Annotated in this window: 18 protein-coding genes; all 18 read right to left on the reverse strand. The window is 70.5% G+C overall.

Annotated features, from left to right (window positions below):
• Positions 1 to 12: 12 nt before the first annotated feature.
• A complete protein-coding gene (locus tag DMP23_RS43270; RefSeq protein ID WP_337822044.1) occupies positions 13 to 810 on the reverse strand; it encodes an ECF transporter S component in 798 nt (265 codons plus the stop codon).
• Positions 807 to 2,354 (reverse strand): ABC transporter ATP-binding protein, encoded by a 1,548-nt coding sequence (locus DMP23_RS43275; protein WP_337822045.1) that lies wholly within the window; start codon positions 2,352 to 2,354, stop codon positions 807 to 809. Before DMP23_RS43275 ends, DMP23_RS43270 begins: the two co-directional genes overlap by 4 nt.
• Entirely contained in the window at positions 2,351 to 3,439 is a 1,089-nt protein-coding gene (locus DMP23_RS43280; protein WP_337824613.1) for an energy-coupling factor transporter transmembrane component T, read from the reverse strand. The genes DMP23_RS43275 and DMP23_RS43280 overlap by 4 nt, the downstream gene beginning before the upstream one ends.
• The gene (locus DMP23_RS43285; protein WP_337824614.1) at positions 3,436 to 4,269 is read right to left on the reverse strand and encodes a hypothetical protein; all 834 of its coding nucleotides are present in this window, start codon (positions 4,267 to 4,269) and stop codon (positions 3,436 to 3,438) included. The genes DMP23_RS43280 and DMP23_RS43285 overlap by 4 nt, the downstream gene beginning before the upstream one ends.
• Positions 4,266 to 5,711 carry a hypothetical protein gene (locus DMP23_RS43290; RefSeq protein WP_337824615.1) on the reverse strand — a complete coding sequence of 482 codons (1,446 nt, stop codon included), beginning with the start codon at positions 5,709 to 5,711 and terminating at the stop codon, positions 4,266 to 4,268. Before DMP23_RS43290 ends, DMP23_RS43285 begins: the two co-directional genes overlap by 4 nt.
• Positions 5,708 to 6,241: a hypothetical protein gene (locus DMP23_RS43295; RefSeq protein WP_337824616.1), complete on the reverse strand. Its 534-nt coding sequence runs from the start codon at positions 6,239 to 6,241 to the stop codon at positions 5,708 to 5,710. The genes DMP23_RS43290 and DMP23_RS43295 overlap by 4 nt, the downstream gene beginning before the upstream one ends.
• Before the next feature lie 711 nt (positions 6,242 to 6,952).
• Complete coding sequence (locus tag DMP23_RS43300; protein WP_337824617.1) at positions 6,953 to 7,948, reverse strand: type 1 glutamine amidotransferase domain-containing protein; 996 nt, start codon at positions 7,946 to 7,948, stop codon at positions 6,953 to 6,955.
• Positions 7,949 to 8,051: 103 nt separating this feature from the next.
• Entirely contained in the window at positions 8,052 to 8,774 is a 723-nt protein-coding gene (locus DMP23_RS43305; protein ID WP_337824618.1) for a type 1 glutamine amidotransferase domain-containing protein, read from the reverse strand.
• Positions 8,775 to 8,823: 49 nt separating this feature from the next.
• Positions 8,824 to 9,795 carry an AraC family transcriptional regulator gene (locus DMP23_RS43310; protein ID WP_337824619.1) on the reverse strand — a complete coding sequence of 324 codons (972 nt, stop codon included), beginning with the start codon at positions 9,793 to 9,795 and terminating at the stop codon, positions 8,824 to 8,826.
• 58 nt (positions 9,796 to 9,853) lie between these two features.
• Positions 9,854 to 10,240 (reverse strand): nuclear transport factor 2 family protein, encoded by a 387-nt coding sequence (locus DMP23_RS43315; RefSeq protein ID WP_337824620.1) that lies wholly within the window; start codon positions 10,238 to 10,240, stop codon positions 9,854 to 9,856.
• A 13-nt stretch (positions 10,241 to 10,253) separates the two neighbouring features.
• On the reverse strand, positions 10,254 to 10,982 hold the full coding sequence (locus tag DMP23_RS43320) for an iron-sulfur cluster assembly protein (RefSeq protein WP_337824621.1): 729 nt from the start codon (positions 10,980 to 10,982) through the stop codon (positions 10,254 to 10,256).
• 20 nt (positions 10,983 to 11,002) lie between these two features.
• Positions 11,003 to 12,247, reverse strand: a complete 1,245-nt coding sequence (locus tag DMP23_RS43325; protein ID WP_337824622.1) for an NAD(P)/FAD-dependent oxidoreductase — start codon at positions 12,245 to 12,247, stop codon at positions 11,003 to 11,005.
• Positions 12,244 to 12,591: a Rieske 2Fe-2S domain-containing protein gene (locus DMP23_RS43330; RefSeq protein WP_337824623.1), complete on the reverse strand. Its 348-nt coding sequence runs from the start codon at positions 12,589 to 12,591 to the stop codon at positions 12,244 to 12,246. The genes DMP23_RS43325 and DMP23_RS43330 overlap by 4 nt, the downstream gene beginning before the upstream one ends.
• Positions 12,592 to 12,596: 5 nt before the next feature.
• Positions 12,597 to 13,607 (reverse strand): toluene hydroxylase, encoded by a 1,011-nt coding sequence (locus DMP23_RS43335; protein ID WP_337824624.1) that lies wholly within the window; start codon positions 13,605 to 13,607, stop codon positions 12,597 to 12,599.
• Positions 13,604 to 13,921: an MmoB/DmpM family protein gene (locus DMP23_RS43340; protein WP_337824625.1), complete on the reverse strand. Its 318-nt coding sequence runs from the start codon at positions 13,919 to 13,921 to the stop codon at positions 13,604 to 13,606. Before DMP23_RS43340 ends, DMP23_RS43335 begins: the two co-directional genes overlap by 4 nt.
• The gene (locus DMP23_RS43345) at positions 13,918 to 14,223 is read right to left on the reverse strand and encodes a toluene-4-monooxygenase system B family protein (RefSeq protein WP_337824626.1); all 306 of its coding nucleotides are present in this window, start codon (positions 14,221 to 14,223) and stop codon (positions 13,918 to 13,920) included. The genes DMP23_RS43340 and DMP23_RS43345 overlap by 4 nt, the downstream gene beginning before the upstream one ends.
• Positions 14,223 to 15,746, reverse strand: a complete 1,524-nt coding sequence (locus tag DMP23_RS43350) for a toluene monooxygenase (protein WP_337824627.1) — start codon at positions 15,744 to 15,746, stop codon at positions 14,223 to 14,225. The genes DMP23_RS43345 and DMP23_RS43350 overlap by 1 nt, the downstream gene beginning before the upstream one ends.
• A 17-nt stretch (positions 15,747 to 15,763) precedes the next feature.
• On the reverse strand, positions 15,764 to 16,240 hold the full coding sequence (locus DMP23_RS43355) for a nuclear transport factor 2 family protein (RefSeq protein WP_337824628.1): 477 nt from the start codon (positions 16,238 to 16,240) through the stop codon (positions 15,764 to 15,766).
• Positions 16,241 to 16,245: the final 5 nt, after the last annotated feature.

Consider the following 16,245-nt stretch of genomic DNA (forward strand, 5'->3'; position numbering starts at 1 on the left):
CCCGGAAGCTGCTCACCCCTGGGCGGCGCGGAATTCGACCGGTGACTCGAACGCGGCTCGGCGCGCGGCGCGGCGCAACGTCGCCAGGACCAGCGGGCCGAACGCGGTGATCGCCACGACGTTGGTCACCGCGCGGCCGGTGTCCCAGCCCAGCGAGGTCGCCGCGTCGAAGAGCAGGTAGCGACTGAGGTTGGCGAGCGTGGAAGCATCGGGGTCGAAGGAAAGGGCGGTGTGCGCGCCGAGCGCGAACGGCCAGAACGACAGGTTCGACGCGAGCCCGTAGGCGAACGCGGACACCGCGCCGTAGGCCGCCAGCAGCACGATTTCCAGGCGGCCGCTCGCTCGCGGAAGCAGTCCGGCGCCCAGCCCGACCCAGGCGCAGCCGAACATCTGGAACGGCAGCCACGGCCCGATCCCGCCGGTCAGCAGCGCCGAGGCGAACAGGGAGACCGCGCCCAGGGTGAAGCCGAATCCCGGGCCGAACACCCGGCCGGCGAGCACCAGCAGGAAGAAGACCGTCTCGATGCCGCCCGCGCCGGCGCCGAGCGGGCGCAGGGCAGCGTTCACCGCGGCCAGGACTCCCAGCAGCGCCAGCACCTTCGCGTCGATCCCGCCGTCGGCCAGTTGCGCCAGAAGAACCCCGAGCACCAGCACCAGAAGGAGGCCGAACAGCAACGGGGCCTCGGCGGCCGCGTCGGCCAGCAGCGCACCGGGGGCGACGAAGAAGGGCCAGCAGAACGCCGCGACGCCCAGGAGCGAGGACACCGCCAGCATGACCGTCGACCAGCGGCCGATCCGCACCGGGCTCATCGCAGCGCCTCGGCTACCTGGCCGACGGTCAGCCACCCGCCGCCGAGGATCTTCGCCACCTGCGGGGCGAACAGCGGCGAAGACACCACCACGTCCGCGGTCGGTCCGTCGGCGACCGCTTCGCCGTCGGCGAGCACCACCGCCCGGTCGCACGTCTCGGCCGCGAATTCCACGTCGTGCGTGGCGATCAGGACCGCGCCGGGGAAGGCGCGCACCAGCGCGGTGAGCCGCTGCTTGCCGGGATAGTCCAGGCCGCGGGTCGGTTCGTCGAGCAGCAGCACCGCGGGGTCGGCGGCGAGCTGCACGGCGAGCGCGAGGGCGAGGCGCTGGCCCTCGGACAGGTCGCGCGGATGCGCGTCCGGGTCGATGCCGGGAGCCAGTTCGTCCAGGATTCCGCGGGCCCGGCCAGTGCCCAGTTCCTCGCCGACGGTCCGCAGGTACAGCAGATCCGCCGGCGACTGCGGGACCAGCGCCGCGAGTTCCCGCCGCGGCACCGGCTTCAGGCCCGCCGGGTCCGTCCCGCGGATCGTGACCACGCCGCGGTGGCGGGGACCGCTGCCCTGCAACGCCCACAGCAGCGACGACTTGCCCGAGCCGTTGCGGCCCATCAACGCGACCGTTTCCCCGGCTGCCACGTTCAGCGACACCTCCCGCACCGCGACCGTGTCGCCGTAGCGGACCACGACGTCTCGGCTCGTCAATGTCCCGGCTCCCGGCTCAATCAGCACCGGCGCTGGTGCGTCGGGAAGTTCGGCGCGCAAGGCCGAAGCCCGACGGCGGGCGTCGCGGACCGACAGCGGCAACGGATCCCACCCGGCGAGCCGCCCCAGCGCGACCACCGGCGGGGCGATCGGCGCGGACCGCATCGCCTGCGCGGGCTCGGCCACAGTCACCCGGCCGTCGTCCACGGTCAGCACCCGGTCGGCGTACTGCAGCACCCGCTCCAGCCGGTGTTCGGCGATCAGCACGGTGATCCCGAGGTCGTGGACCAGCCGGGTCACCGCGGCCAGGACCTCCTCGGCCGCACCGGGATCCAGTGCGGAGGTCGGTTCGTCGAGGACCAGCACCCGCGGCCCGGCGGCCAGCACCGCGCCGATCGCCGCCCGCTGCTGCTGTCCGCCGGAAAGCGCGCGGAGCGGCCGGTCCCGCAGCTCCGCGATGCCCAGCAGGTCCATCGTCTCCTCGACCCGCTTGCGCATCACGCCGGCCGGGACGCCCAGCTGTTCCATGCCGTAGGCCAGTTCCTCTTCCACCGAGTCGGTGACGAACCCGGCGACCGGATCCTGCCCGACCACCCCGACCGTCGCGGCGAATTCCCGCGGGCGGTGCGTGCGGGTGTCCCGTCCCGCAACGGTGACCCGGCCGGCCAGCCGCCCGCCGGTGAAATGCGGCACCAGCCCGTTCACCGCGCCCAGCAGCGTCGATTTCCCGGAGCCCGTGCGGCCCACCACCAGTGCCAGCTCCCCCTCTCCGATGAGGAAGGAGACGTCGCGCAGCACCGGCGTTCCCCGGTAGGCGATGCTCACCTCGGAGAACTCGATCACCGCAGCTCTCCCGGCCGGTACCGCGCGGTCAGCGCGGGCGGGGGCGGTGCGACGACCGCGGGCAGCAACCCGGCGAGAATCCCGGCCAAGGCCAGCAGGTCCATCCCCGGTGCCAGCAGCGGCGGGTTCAGCACGACGGGATCGGCCACCGCGACCAGCACGGCCACCACGACACCGGACGCGGCGACCGCCCACTCCGGCACCGACCAGGCATCCGGCCGATAGCGCGTCCGCCGGACCCGCCTGCCGCCGAGGTACAGCCCCAGACAGCACACCGCCGCACCGGCGACCAGCATCGGCGGCCCATAGCCGTGCTGTTCGGCGGCCAGCAACCCGTAACTGCCCACGCACAACCCGAGCAGACCGGCCAGCATCAACACCGCCGCGGTACGGCGAGCCGCCGCGGACAGCTCCCAGCGCTGCCCGTAACCGCGCGAGTCCATCGCCGCGGCCAGCGCGATCGCCCGGTCCAGGGCGTCGGCCAGCACTGGCAATGCCACTGTCCGGAAGAGTTTCCCGGTGACTCCGCGCAATGCGCGGGCCCGCATGATCCGCTGCCCGCTCTCGATCAGCTGCGGCGCCACCGTCAGCGCGATCACCACCGTGGTGCCGATCTCGTACAACGCGCCCGGCAGCATCCGCAGCACCCGCTTGGGATTGGCCAGGGTGTTCGCCGCGCCGACGCACACCAGCAGGGCGGCCAGCCGCAGACCGTCGCAAGCGGCGCCGAGAATGCCTTCCAGCTCGACCGGTCCGCCGAGCCGCACCCCGGCCATCCAGTGCGGCAACGGAATCCGGGGCACGGTGAACAGCAGGTGCCCTCCCCCGGTGAAGGCGGAACCGAGCAGGATCCGGAACAGCACCCGGAAGCCGATCACCACCAGCGCCAGGATCAGGTACGCGCGGAACCCCTTGGCCCACGGGGCCTCGCCGCGCCGGGCGGCCACCACGACCCCGGCCGCCGCGAGCACCAGACCGAGCAGCAGCGGGTTCGTGGTCCTGCTCGCCGCCGTGGCCATGCCGAGCGCCCAGATCCACCACGCCGCGGGATGCAGCATCCGCGGCAGCGCGGCGGCGCCGATCACCCGGCCTCCCGTTTGCGGCGGCGCCGCACCAGAACCGCGGCAGCGATTCCCAGCAGCCAGATCGCCCCGAACGCCACCGCCGGCAGCGTCGGGAATCCTGTCGTGCCGGTGTTTTCGGACGCGGCGGCCGCCGGTTCCGGTGCACTGCCCGCCGCCGACGGCCGGGACGATCCGGCCGCGGCCGTCGCCGATGCCGATGGCGCTTGCGCTTCCGGCGCGGCAACGCCGGAGCTTCGCGGGGGCGGCTGTGCTCCGGCGGGCACCTGTTGCGGCGGTGCGCTCTCGCCGGCTGCCGGGCCGCTCGGTGCGTCCGGACCTGCCGCACCGCCTTGCGGTCGCGCCCGGCCCGCCGGGGCGATCAGCGCGGTCACCGCCGGGTGCGGCGGCTGCCCGCTCCCGAAAGACCAGCCCTCGACCTGACCGGCCCGCGGGGCGGCGCTCATCGCGCCCTCGTTGCTGTACTCCCACCGGTTCGTCCCGACGTTGCCGTCCCAATACGACCAGTACGCCGTGGTCGGCGGGGTGTCCGTGCACGGCTCCACCGCGGGCGAGGGCCGGTCGTCGATGCGGCACACGAAAGCCGGGCCGTCGTGCACGGTGCCCGCGGTGCGGAATCCCGCCGCGCGCAACGCGTCGTACCCGGTGTCGGGCGGCGTGCCCAGGCAGCGCCGCACCACGCCGCCGCCGAGGGAACCGAAGTCCACCACCACCAGCACCCCGGAAGTCGCCGTGCACACCGGTGCCGCGGCCGCGGCCGCGGCCGGAGCCGCGGCGACGGCACCGCCCAGTGCCAGCAGCCAGGCCGCCAACGCGGCCGTCCACTGCCTCACGACCGGGATCCCTTGCGCCGCACCAGGAGCCAGAACGTGCCCGCGGCGAACAGCAACCCGGCCAGTACCGCGGCCGCGATTGCCCTCGGGCCCGCCCAGAACGACGCCGGGCGGGGCTCCAGTGCCCGCGCCTGCCCGATCTGCTGCGGAGAAACGGTTCCCGGCACCGGCTGCGCGCTCGGCGCCTGGACAGGCGGTGCGCTCGCGGGCGTCTTGGCGACCGTGGCCGGATCTGGTGCGGCCATCTGCGGCGCGGCAGCGGTCCGGCTGCCCGGTGTGCTGCGGACCGGGATGCCCGGCGGCGAGCCGTCGCCGGCCGTTTTCCCGTCGCGCGGCGGGTCGGCGGGAGGGTTGGCGGGAGGGCGAGGCGGCACCGGATCGGGCACCGCGGCAGCCAACCCCAGCAACGCCTGTGCGGTCGCGCGGCGCAGACCGTCCTGCTTGCCCAGGTTGTCGGCGCCGCTGGACTTGAGCCAGAACGCCTTCGCGTCCCGGTCGATCGCGTCCAGGTCTGCCTGGCTCTTCGCGATCGCCCCGGCCATCGCCGGGACGGGGACGCTGTCGGGCACCTGTACAGCGGCCAGCCATCCGGTCGCCCGCGAAGCCGCCTTGCCGTCGCCGCCGAGCGCCAATGCCATCGCGGCCAGCCCGGAGGAGTTGGTGTTGACCTGCGCCGGGCTTTTCGGATCCGCGCCGAACGCCCCGGTCGCCGGGTCCTGGTGCGCCCGCAGCCACCCCAGCGCACTGGAGACTTGCTGCTGGTGGCCGCCGATCTCGACGAGCGCCCATACCCCCATCGCGGTGGTGTCCGCGCTGACCTCGGCGTCCGACGTGCACCGCGCGGTCGCGCCGCCGTCCGGCAGGTTCAGCCGGAATCCTCCGCCCGGACACTGCTGACGCACCAGCGTCGCCGCTCCCGCGGGATTGCCGATCGCGGCCTTGTGCAAGCCGATCAGCGCCAGCGCCTGGCCGAACACGTTGGCCGGGGTGCGTGCCCCGCTCGCCGCGGTGTCCTCGAAAACGCCCGCCGAATTCTGCGCCGCACCGAGCCGCGCGACAAGGTCGATGTTCTTGCCCGCGCTGTCTTTTCCCCACCGGCGCGGATCCACGCCTTGATCGAGCGCGACGATAAGGTCCTTGCCCATGACACCCGAGGAAACGATCGTGGCGCTGAAGAAGTTCGCGCGCAGTTTCGCGGTGGCCTTCGCCTGGACAGCCGGCTCGACACCGGCTCGGTGCATGGCCAGCAGCGCGTCGGCCATCAACCCCGCGTCGTTGTTGCCGGGAGAAGTCGGGCTCGGATAGGCATCGCCGAGCCGGGTGAACTCATGCGCCAGGAACTCCGCGGCAGCCACCGCCGGCGCGCGCGTCTCCGCCGCGGGTGCCGGAAACGCCGTGGCCAGCAGCACCGCGCCGGCCACGGCACCGGCACCCCAACTCACGAACCGGTCCAGTTCGGGTCCTTGGCCTGCGCCAGCGTCAAGCTCATCTGGTTCGGGTCCGTCGCCGTGCCCGCGCCGAAGGAGAACCCGAGCACCGTCCCCGGAGCCGGGTCCGAGGTGTCCACGCCGTCCTCGGCATAGGTCCAGCTGGCGTTCTGCGCGTCCGGCACCCAGTACGCCCAGTACGGCGCGTTCGCCACGAACCCGGTGCACGGGTCGGCGGAGCTGGACGGACGAGCTTCGATCCGGCACAAGTACTGGTAGGGCCCCTGCTGGCCCTGACCGGTCCCGTGCACGGGAGCGAAACCGGCTTCGCTGAGCGCGTCGAAAGCGGTGTCCGGGTCACCGGCGACGCATCTGCGGGTCACCGCCGCCCCGGCGAAATGCGTGGCGTCCACGACCACGGTCACGCCCGAACTGCCCTGGCACGGACCGTCCGTGTAGGACGCGGGCGCGGCAGCAGCCGGGGAGGAAACGAAAAAGGGAACCGCGAGCACACTGATCGCGGCAGTCTTGGCCAGGGAGAACATTGGGAAGTCCTTTGCGGTGAGTGGTCTGAACGCGACCCGTCACCGCGACACCCCAGTCAAGCGCACGCGCGGCCGGGCCCCGTTCCGTAGTCTTCGACGGTGGAGCCACTCGTGGCCATCAGGCATTCCGACTTGCCCGCCATGAGACGGACCTACGGTTGCGAGTCAGCGCCGGCTCTTGCCCGGCTTCCCCTGACAGCCACGTATTCGGTTGTACAGCGATCGAACGCTAGCACCCGGGCGCCGAGATCCACACCCCTGACCAGGTGCCTCACGGAAAGCGAGGGAACGGTGACGCTCCGGGGAACTTGCGAGCCATTCGAGATCCGGGCTTCTGCGACCGCCCCGGAGTGCCGGCCCCGCCGACCGTCCCCGGCTGCCGGGAGCGCAGGACTTGCCACGTGCGGACCTCATGCGTCAGCGGCCGCGCCTTCCTTCCCACTGGCTTCAGCCCGCAGCCTGGCGGTCGGCATCAGGCACTCTGCCCAGAAAGAAAATATACGAAAACGAACGCACGCAAGCGGGCAACGCAATCAATTCCCACTTGCCTCCTTCGCCGCACTCTGCACATTCGGATCGTCCATCGTTTATTTTGCCACCCGAATAAACGGTCTCCGGCATCAAGCCGAACCAGGAGACCGCAGTCGCAGCAAAAGGGTCGCCAGCCGCGCCCGGACGGCTCTTCCTCAGGCCCGCGAGGATCGGCCGGAGTCACCGCAGGGACAACGCTTTCAGCAGTGCACCGGCGGTCGCCGCGGTCGAGTACAGGTTCTGGCCGGTGATCAGGTTCCGGTCCACGACGACGTGCGACGCCCACGGATACGGGGCGTCGTCGAGGATCGCGCCCGCGTTCTGTAACGCGGAAGCCAGATACCACGGCATTCCGAGCTGTCCGAAGGCGTTCTGGTCTTCCTCCTCGTTCGTGCAGCACGTCAGGCGGAAACCTTCGAACAGCCACTGGCCGTCGATGCGCTCGGGCGCGGCGAGCAGGAGCGCCGGACCGTGGGAGAGCGCCGAGATCGGTGCGCCGCGGGCGTGCAGGATGCGCACCAGGCGGGCGACGCCGGGGTTGTCCGGCAGGTCCACCATGGCCGCGTGGCCGCCCGGGGCGAACAGGGCGTCGAACTCGCCGAGTTGCTCGTCGCTCAGTTCCGAGAGCGCCATCGGGAACTGGAAGCCGTCGATGTCTTCCAGTTGCGCCTTGCGGTCTTCGGACACCGCGCGGGCCACCGTCGTCAAATCCGTGACTGCGCTGCGAAGCATGGCCTCGTCGAAGCCCTCGGCGACCAGCCCGCGGTTCTGGCGCCAGGCGATCTTCGCGGCGCGGCTGACCAGATCGTGCGCTTCCTCGGCGGTCTTCCCGGCGACTTCGAGGCGGCGCGCGATCCGGCGTGCCGCGAGCAGATCGGGCTGCGTCAAGTGGTGCAGGGTGATGCGGACGTCTTCCGGGTCGGGATGGAAGGTCCGGTACACCGAGGCGAAGTAGCCGCGGTCCTCGTCCGGGTAGTGGAAGACCGGGTCGAGGCTGTACGGATCGACGACGGGCGCGTTGCCGTCGGGCGTCAGCACGACGACCTCCGCGCCCGCCGCCGAGAACAGTTCGTACGCGGTCAGCGCCTGCTCGGCCCAGTAGCCGGTCGGATGCTCGCTGCTGTCCCGAAGGTCGATCTCCCGCGCGCTGGACACGACGAAGGCAATGCGCGGCACGGGTCACCTCTCCACTACGGCAGCGGCAGCACCTTACGCGCAGGCGCCCGTGCGTAGTGGGAATTGCCGCGCACAATCCCGCTGTCGAGGGAAAGTTCCGGGATCAGCGCGCCGCGGAGCCGACCGGGGCCAGGTCGCGGACCAGCCGGGCGGCGAGACCGGCGGCGGATTGGGGGTTCTGTCCGGTGTAGAGGTTGCCGTCGACCACCACGAACTCCGCCCATCCTTCCGGAGCCGAGCTGTACAAGCCGCCCTCGGCCTTGAGCCGGTCCTCGAGCAGCCACTTCGCCTGCGGCGCGAACCCGACGGCGTACTCCTCGACGTTGCTGAAGCCGGTGACCTGGCGGCCCGCGAAGAGCCATTCGCCCTGGTCGTCGCGGGCCGGCAGCAGCGCGGCCGGGCCGTGGCACACCGCGGCGACCGGCTTGTCGGCTTCGGTGAACTCGCGCAGCAAGCCGCCGAACGATGCGGAGACGGCGAGGTCTTCCATCGGCCCCCAGCCGCCGGGCACGAACACGAAGTCGAAGTCCGCGACATCGACGTTCTCGAGGGCCTCGGGCGAGCGGAGAGCCGCGATGGACTCCAGGTGGTCCTTCATGCGCTGGGCCGCCTCAGCGCTGTCGCCGTGGTAGACGGGGTTGAATCCGGCGGGGTCGGCGGCCGGCGGGACGCCGCCGGGGGTGGCGACGGCGATCTCGATTCCGGCGTCGGCGAATACCTGGTACGGCGTGCTGACTTCCTCGGGCCAATAGCCGCTGGGGTTCCTCGTGCCGTCGGCAAGCGTCCAGTAATCGACGCCGGTCACGGCAAAAAGGGCGCGCGTCATGAAGGATTCCTTTGCGAATCGACAGTATTTGTGCGGGAAAGGAGCGAGTTCAGCCGTTGCCGACCCGGCCGATCGGCGGCAGCTCGCCGCCGGTCAGCGCGTCGGCGAAGGCGCGGGGCGTGACCCCGAACCGGTCGCGGAACTCGTTGATGAAATGCGAGGTGCTGCGGTAGCCGACGGACTTCGAGATCTGCGTGACGCTGGTTTCCTCGCCGACCAGCAGTTCCCGGGCGCGGTTCAGCCGCATTTCCTTGACGAACTGGTACGGCGATTTCCCGGTGACGTCGCGGAACAGATGCGAGAACGCGGACGGGCTCATGAACGCGTGCTCGGCCATGTCGCTCACCGTCAGCGGCTCCGCGATGTGGTCGCGGACGTAGGCGATGATCGCGCTGACCGGATTGTTCGCGCTCTCGTGCGCGGCCCGCTCCACGAGCCTGCCGTACTGCTCGGCCTGCAATGCCCGGTAGACGATCTCTTTGAGGTACGTCGGGGCGAGCACGCGCCGGTCCGCACCGGTCGAGAGGGCGCGCAGGAAGCGGAGGATCGCGTCCATCATGTCGCGGTCGAGCGCGGAGACGAAGGACGCGGGCGCGGTTTCCTTCGGCTGCCGTCCGGTCGTGAACGCCGTCGTCTGGCGCTCCATGATGATGTCCGAGGACACCTCGCGCACCAGCTCGTTGTCGAGCTGCAGCCCGAACGACAGGAACGGCTTCTCCGGGCTCGCCTCGACGATTTCGGTCAGGAACGGCGAATTGCCGCTGATCGCCAGGTAGGTGAACGGGTCGTAGTAGTGCGCGACGCCGTCCTGGGTCACCCGTTTGCGGCCTTGCGCGATCACGCACAGGTGCAGTTCCCGGACCTCCTCCCACAGCGGGGCGGCGGGTTCGTCGAACCGGTAGATGGTGAGGCCCGGCCACAGGTCGTTGTTGGTCCCGGGCTGGTGGGCGTGCGATTTCAGCTCGGCGACCAGGTCGCCCGAGCTGATCCGGAACTCGAGGGGGTTCATGATCTCCGTCATCGCGACCTCCAGCACTTCTGCCTCACTTTACGCTCGCGTGTCGCAGGACACAGTCCGGTCAGGCGTCGACGGTCTTCCAGTAGGAATCCTTGCGGACGATCTTGTCGCCGCGGAATTCCCACAGGTCACAGCCCCGGGCGCGGACCGGCGTGCCGTCCGCGGCGGTGCCGGTGACCAGCCATTCGGACACGCCCAGGTCGCCGTGCACCCAGTGCCGGTCGGCGTCGTAGCGGACGTCGGGGATGCCGGCGAACCGGGCCGCGAGACCTTCGCGCACCGCGTCCTTGCCGACCAGCCGCTGGCCCCACGGGTCGGGACCGCGGGAGGTGTCGAAGGTGCAGTCGTCGGCGAAGAACGCCATGATCGCGTCGAGATCGTGCGCGTTGAACGCGGCCATGATCTCGTCCAGCGTCTCGACGGACATCGTTTCCTGCTCAACAGTCATTGCGATTCCTCTTTCAGAACGCGGAAAACCCGATCGCGCGGAGCTGCTCGCGGCCGTCCTCGCTGATGTCGGCGGGACGCCAGCTCGGCAGCCATTCCCAGTTCAGGACGAACTTCGTGCCGGCAAGCACCGCCTCGACGTTGCGCGCCATCACCTCGGTCAGCGGGCAGGCCGCCGACGTCAGGGTCATCGTGATGGCCGCGACGCCGTCCTCGCCGATCCGGACCTGGCGCACGAAACCCAGGTCGACGACATTCACGCCGAGATCGGGATCGATGACGTCGTACAACGCCTCGCGGACGGCCAGCTCGGCCTCGGTCTCCGGCGCCTGTTCCCGAACCGGTTCAGCAACCGTCTCGACCGGAGGAGGCGCGGCGGCGACCGCGGCGAGACCTTTCGGCCGCAGCACCAGCTCCACGTCGCTGGTCGGCGTGCTGATCCAGTCCGCGACGCCGTGCGCCTTGCGTCGGATCCGGACGATGTCCTCCGCCGGGACAGCGGACCCGCCGGACAGCACCAGGGCGTCCGGAGACAGTCCGCGCTGTTCGGCTTGGACCAGTGCCTTGTCGAGCATCCGCGCCAGCGGTTCGCAGGTCCGGCCGGGCCCGAACCGCAGCCGGGCGCGCGCCCGCACCGCGGGCTCCCCCAGCACCCGTTCCAGCGCCGCCAAGGCGTCATCGCGGGTGACGCGGAGCTGGTGCTCCCGGACGGTGAGGTCGACGGCTTCGAGCAGACTCGTCATTGCAGTCGTCATTGCAGTCGTCATTGCACCGCCTCCGATCGACGTGCCCGCGGCCGCTGCGGCAGCAGGCTCTTGAGGTCGAACTCCGGGTCGGCGAGCTGGTCGGCGGTGACCTCGTGCGGCACGGCCAGCAGCTTGCGCGTGGTCATCAGGTCCCGCGGCCGGTCCAGGGTGACCACGGCGGTGATGCGCCCGCCTTCGAGGGAGAACACCGAGAACGAGCGCTCCCCCGCCGATCGCCGGAGCACCTTGTCCGCGCCGGCGCTTCCGTGGCCGACGGACTTGATGCTGTGGTCGTACTGGTCGGACCAGAAGTAGTGCTCGTCGGTGAACGGCACCGCGTCGCCGAGCAGGTTCCGGGCGACGTTCCCGCCGTGCCGCAGCGCGACGTCGTGGTGCTCGACGCGGAGCGCGCGGCCGTAGGCCGGGTGGTGCCGCGAAGCGACGTCGCCGATCGCGTAGACGTCCGGCGCGCTGGTGCGGCCGAACTCGTCGGTGACGATCCCGCCGTCCACCGCGAGCCCGGCTTCCGCGGCCAGCTCGGCGTTGGGGATCGAGCCGACCCCGACGAGCAGCTCGTCGCACTCGACGACCTCGCCGTCGCGGGTCCGGAGCTGGAGCCCGGTCGCGGTTTCGGTCATCTCGGCGACCAGCTGCCCGGAGCGGATCTCGACCCCGCGTTCGCGGTGGATCGCGACCATCGCGCCGCCGAACTCCGGCCCCAGCGCCCTGGCCAGCGGAACCGGCTCGGGTTCGAAGACCGTCACCCGGACCCCTCGCGCCGCCGCGACCGCCGCGACCTCGCAGCCGACGAAGCCCGCACCCAGGATCACCAATCGGGAACCGGGCTTGAGCCGGGCGGCGAGCCGTTCTGAGTCCACAATGGACCGGAGGGAATGGACCCGGTCGCCGCGGAACCCGGGCAGCGTGCGGGCCCGCACGCCGGTCGCGAGCACGAGCGCGTCGTAGCCGAGCGAGCCGCCGTCGGACAGCGTGACCCGACGGCCGCCCGGGTCGAGCGAGGCGACCCGGGTGCCGAGCAGGACCTCGACGTCGTTCTCGGCGTACCAGCCGTCCGGGTTGGCCTGGAAATCCCCGGTGCCGAACTTCCCGGCGAGAAACTCCTTCGACAGCGGCGGACGCTCGTAGGGCAGGTGCGGTTCGTCCGAGACGAGCACGATCTGCCCGTCGTAGCCCTGGTTCCGCAGGCCGGCGGCGGCGGACGCGGCCGCGACGCCGCCACCGGCCAGCACGAACCTGGTCATCGCACACGCACCGAGATCGCGCCGTCGTCGCCGACCTTGCAGTCGTAGCCGACCAGCGTGCTCGTCGCCGGGTTGATGCCCTTCGCCGTGCACACGTCGAACTCCCACAGGTGCTGGGCGCAGGTGAGCTTGCGCCCGTCGAGGTCGCCGTCCTCGAGCGGCCAGTCCTGGTGCGGGCACCGGTTCCGGTAGGCGAACACGTCTCCGTCCATGTTCACCAGCAGGACCGACTGGCCCTCGACGTCCACGGCGAGCATGTCGCCTTCCCACAGATCGTCCACATGCGACACTTCGTGCCACTGCCGCTCGGTCGCGTTCTCCGTCACGGTCACCGTCTCAGTCATGTCGATCAGCTCGCTGCGGCCGTGGCGGCGAAGATGCCGGCGTGGAGCTCCTCGCGGGCCGCCCGGGCACCCGCGACGACCTCGGCGGACGGAAGGCCCAGCAGCGGGGCGAGCGCCTCTGCGGCGTCGTCGGCCAGGACCGCCCAGCGGTCGATCCACTTCCGCAGCGGCTTCTCGTTCGCGGCCCGCTGTTCGAGCGCGTAACGGCCGAGTGCCGCGCTCCACCGGTTGCGGCGCTGGCCGTCCTCGTTGAGCAGCCCGGAAAGCAGCCACGACTGCTCGTCGCCGTTCGCGCGGCTCGCCTGGCCGAACTGCCGGATGAGCACGTCGTCCAGCGTCGGTCCGAGGACCAGGTTGAGCGAGGTGAACGCCTCGCCCCAGTCGTAGGCGATCAGGGCGCGCTCGATCGCCTCGCGCGCGGGCTGCCAGGACTCGTGCTGTTCCCAGATCCGCCGCTCGTTCTCGCCGATCCCCGACTCCGGATGCGCGATCTGCAGCGCCCGGGTGCGGTAGGCGATCACGGTGACGCGGCGCAGGAAGTCCGCGTTCGCGTAGCCCGCCGCGCTGGTGATGTAGGAACTCGGCGCGATGTACCCGACGTACGCCTCGGCTTGCTGGAAGCCGTGCGCCAGGTAGCGCGACGGCGTGAACGCGGAACCGAGCAGTTCCACTTGGGCCTGCGGCAAACCCGCGTCCGCGTCGGCGTACATCTCCAGGACGCCGTCGAGCTTGGTCTGCGCGGTCGCCTGGTGGTTGACATAGGAGCGGTAGGCGATCTTGTCCGGGTCGCGGAACCCCTCCCAGCCGTCGGCCCGCAGCGGCGAGTGCTCCCGGTAGGTCAGGAACCACAGGTTGCCCGCCGACGACGGGTTCTGCTCGAACACGCTGGTCTTGCCGGTGCGGGTGTTCCAGTTCTGCGCGTGCGTGACGATCTCGTACTCGCTCGGCATCCGGCGGACGTCGCCGAACGCGCTGAACGTGCGGAGCTTGCGCTTGCGTTTGGCCGGCTGGCTCATGCCGGGGCTCCTTCCGGCGCGGCGGCCCGCTTCACGGACTGGCCGCTCTCCCAGACGATGTGGTCGCTTCCGGTGCGGACCCGCCCGGCGAAGGAGGACATCGCGACCTCCAGCGACCGGATCCGGTAGTCCGCGCCGAGGTAGTCCTGCAGGGTGGCCTCGGTCAGTTCGAGGCGGTCCTCGGCCTGGATCCGGATGTAGGCGCCGCGGTCGATGACCTCGATCTCGGTGTCCGGGTTGTCGTCCTCCAGCGCGGCGATGATCTGGTCGACCTCGTCGCCGTGCCGCAGCACCGGTCCGACTGGGTTTTTCATGACGCCCCTTCCGGGATCTCGTATTCCACCGCGACGTGGTCCAGCGGCCGGATGCCCGCTTCGGCGACCGTCATGCTCCCGGACAGCTTGCGTCCGTTGTGGACGACGACCTTCGGATAGGGCAGCGCGCGGACGCGCCGTCCCTCCGAATGGCTCGCGACCGCGGCCGCGACCTCGTCGATCGTGTTCGCCGTCGTCACCGGGACCAGGATCGCGACGAAGTCGGTCGCGAAGATCGCGTTGAGCGGCACCAGTTCCGGCGCCTGGTCCTCGACGCCGGGTTCGGTCTGCGGCTCGGTCATCAGCTCGTCGCTCCCGCCTTGATCAGGCCGCTCGCCGCGCGCCCGGCGTAGTCCCGGGTCCACGCCTGGTAGTCCGGGTCGTCGCCCATCACGTCGGGCGTGACGCCCATGTACTCCAGCAGGCCGGGCACCGTCATCGGCTGGATCTGACCGGCCAGGAACCGGTCGACCAGCGTCAGGTGGTTGACGTTGTCCCGGTCCTTCCACCAGATCTGGCGGCAGCCGAGGCTGCAGAAGTGCAGCTTCTTGCCGTTGTAGTCCAGCGCGTGGTCGCGGATGCGCCACTGGCCGTCGCGCGACTGGGTCGGGTTGCACATCGGCAGGTGGCACGTCGAGCACAGCCACGGCAGCGTCTCCGGCAGCGTGGCCTCGACGTTGTTGGCGTTGATGTTGTCGATGATGACGTCCCACTTGTCGCCGTAGACCGTCTCCCAGTTCGGGTACTTCTCGCGCAGCCAGTCGCGTTCGTCCTGGGACACGCCCGCCTTCGGCTTCCACCACAGGGTGGGCCGCCACCACCACATCCCCATGTGCAGGCTGTGGTGCCAGGTGTCCAGCCCGCGCATGAACTCGTCCCAGTACCACGGCTTTTTGAGCCCGTAGTCCTCGATGGTGCGGACGAACTGGTCGACGATCCACTCCTCCATGAACTCCCGGTAGGACTGCTTCCGGTGCTCCAGCGGGGTGTAGTAGTCCATCGGGATGCCGGTGAGGGCCGCGAACGCGCGGGCGTTGGCCCAGAAGCCCTTGTCCACCACCCATTGCGCGCGGGCCGGGTCGTGCTCGACCAGGATCTCCAGCGTCGCCACGCCCTGCTGCGAGTGCCGTGCCTCGTCGGTCTGGATCGAGGAGATCATGCTCGCGAAGTTGACGTCGCCCGCTTCCAGCGCGTCCGCGGAAAGCGCGACGAACTGCAGGTTGGTGAAGCCGGTCTCGAAGGTCAGCGGCAGCATCAGCGCGCAGTCGACGACGTTCGAGGTGGTCATGAAGCCGTCGAACAACGTGCGCAGCGCGATCGGCACCCAGTCGTTCGTGCTGTAGGTCTTCTGCGTCCAGTCGAACTGCGGGTCCTTGACGACGAGTTCGTGCCCGAAGAACGTGGTCAGGTTCTGGTGGCGCAGCTCGTCGAGCTGGCCGTAGACGGCCATGTTGCGCCAGGCGCCGTTCAGGCCGAACCGGGCCATCTTCAGTTCCGCGAGCATCGCGGTGTACTCGACCTGCGCGACCCCGCCGAAATGCATTTTCGTCGCGGACTTCCAGCCCTCGTCGAGGTGGTCGAAGGTCGAGGTGCGCTGCAGCGCGGCCTTCACCGCGTACGTCCCGGATTCCTTCTCCCGCTGGGTGTAGACGTACTCCGGGTAGCTGACCTTGTAGCCCTCTTCCCACTTCGCCCACGCCTCGCGCGGCACCTTGCCGGTGCCGGTCAGCCAGTCGGGGTAGACGGCCTCGTCGTCGACGTAGGACAACGTCCAGTCGACGTCGCGGACGAAGCCTTCCCATTCCTCGCGCTTGAGCAGCGTCATCTCCGTTGCGTCCTTTCTCAGTCGACTTCGAGGTGGCCGAGCTGCCGGTTCACGCCCGCGTTGTCCCAGTAGGCCTTGATGCTGTCGATCAGGCCGTCGGCGCCGACGTGCAGGATGAACAGGTGCGGTTCGGCGAAGTACTGGCCCTGCGAGCCGATGAACCCCCAGGCCGACTGCTGGGTCCCGGTGATGTCGCAGGCGACCACGACGTCGCCCTCGTCGTTGCCGTCGATGTGGTAGACGGTGTTGCCCAGGTCGGGGAAGGCGTTGATCAGGCCGCTCCAGATGACCCGGCCGATCGTGGCGACCTTGCCGTCGCCCCGGACCACGCGCTGCTTCGCCCACACCTCGAACGGGATGTAGGAGAAGTCGGCGTTGTCGGTGCAGAGATCGGTCATCGCGACGACGTCGCGTTCGCGGTAGCGGTCGAAGAATTCGGTGACGACGTCGACCGGTTTCCTCGTCGGAACGGGTGCGGCATCCAGTTGCGTCATTGCTC

This window comes from Amycolatopsis sp. A1MSW2902, assembly GCF_017312175.1.
GTDB lineage: Bacteria > Actinomycetota > Actinomycetes > Mycobacteriales > Pseudonocardiaceae > Amycolatopsis > Amycolatopsis nivea.

What these genes read in the sequence shown, in the direction of transcription:
- DMP23_RS43270 (WP_337822044.1), bottom strand. Translation starts at nt 810, where the DNA reads ATGAGCCCGGTGCGGATCGGCCGCTGGTCGACGGTCATGCTGGCGGTG.
- DMP23_RS43295 (WP_337824616.1), bottom strand. Translation starts at nt 6,241, where the DNA reads ATGTTCTCCCTGGCCAAGACTGCCGCGATCAGTGTGCTCGCGGTTCCC.
- DMP23_RS43305 (WP_337824618.1), bottom strand. Translation starts at nt 8,774, where the DNA reads ATGACGCGCGCCCTTTTTGCCGTGACCGGCGTCGATTACTGGACGCTT.
- DMP23_RS43310 (WP_337824619.1), bottom strand. Translation starts at nt 9,795, where the DNA reads ATGACGGAGATCATGAACCCCCTCGAGTTCCGGATCAGCTCGGGCGAC.
- DMP23_RS43315 (WP_337824620.1), bottom strand. Translation starts at nt 10,240, where the DNA reads ATGACTGTTGAGCAGGAAACGATGTCCGTCGAGACGCTGGACGAGATC.
- DMP23_RS43320 (WP_337824621.1), bottom strand. Translation starts at nt 10,982, where the DNA reads ATGACGAGTCTGCTCGAAGCCGTCGACCTCACCGTCCGGGAGCACCAG.
- DMP23_RS43325 (WP_337824622.1), bottom strand. Translation starts at nt 12,247, where the DNA reads ATGACCAGGTTCGTGCTGGCCGGTGGCGGCGTCGCGGCCGCGTCCGCC.
- DMP23_RS43330 (WP_337824623.1), bottom strand. Translation starts at nt 12,591, where the DNA reads ATGACTGAGACGGTGACCGTGACGGAGAACGCGACCGAGCGGCAGTGG.
- DMP23_RS43335 (WP_337824624.1), bottom strand. Translation starts at nt 13,607, where the DNA reads ATGAGCCAGCCGGCCAAACGCAAGCGCAAGCTCCGCACGTTCAGCGCG.
- DMP23_RS43340 (WP_337824625.1), bottom strand. Translation starts at nt 13,921, where the DNA reads ATGAAAAACCCAGTCGGACCGGTGCTGCGGCACGGCGACGAGGTCGAC.
- DMP23_RS43345 (WP_337824626.1), bottom strand. Translation starts at nt 14,223, where the DNA reads ATGACCGAGCCGCAGACCGAACCCGGCGTCGAGGACCAGGCGCCGGAA.
- DMP23_RS43350 (WP_337824627.1), bottom strand. Translation starts at nt 15,746, where the DNA reads ATGACGCTGCTCAAGCGCGAGGAATGGGAAGGCTTCGTCCGCGACGTC.
- DMP23_RS43355 (WP_337824628.1), bottom strand. Translation starts at nt 16,240, where the DNA reads ATGACGCAACTGGATGCCGCACCCGTTCCGACGAGGAAACCGGTCGAC.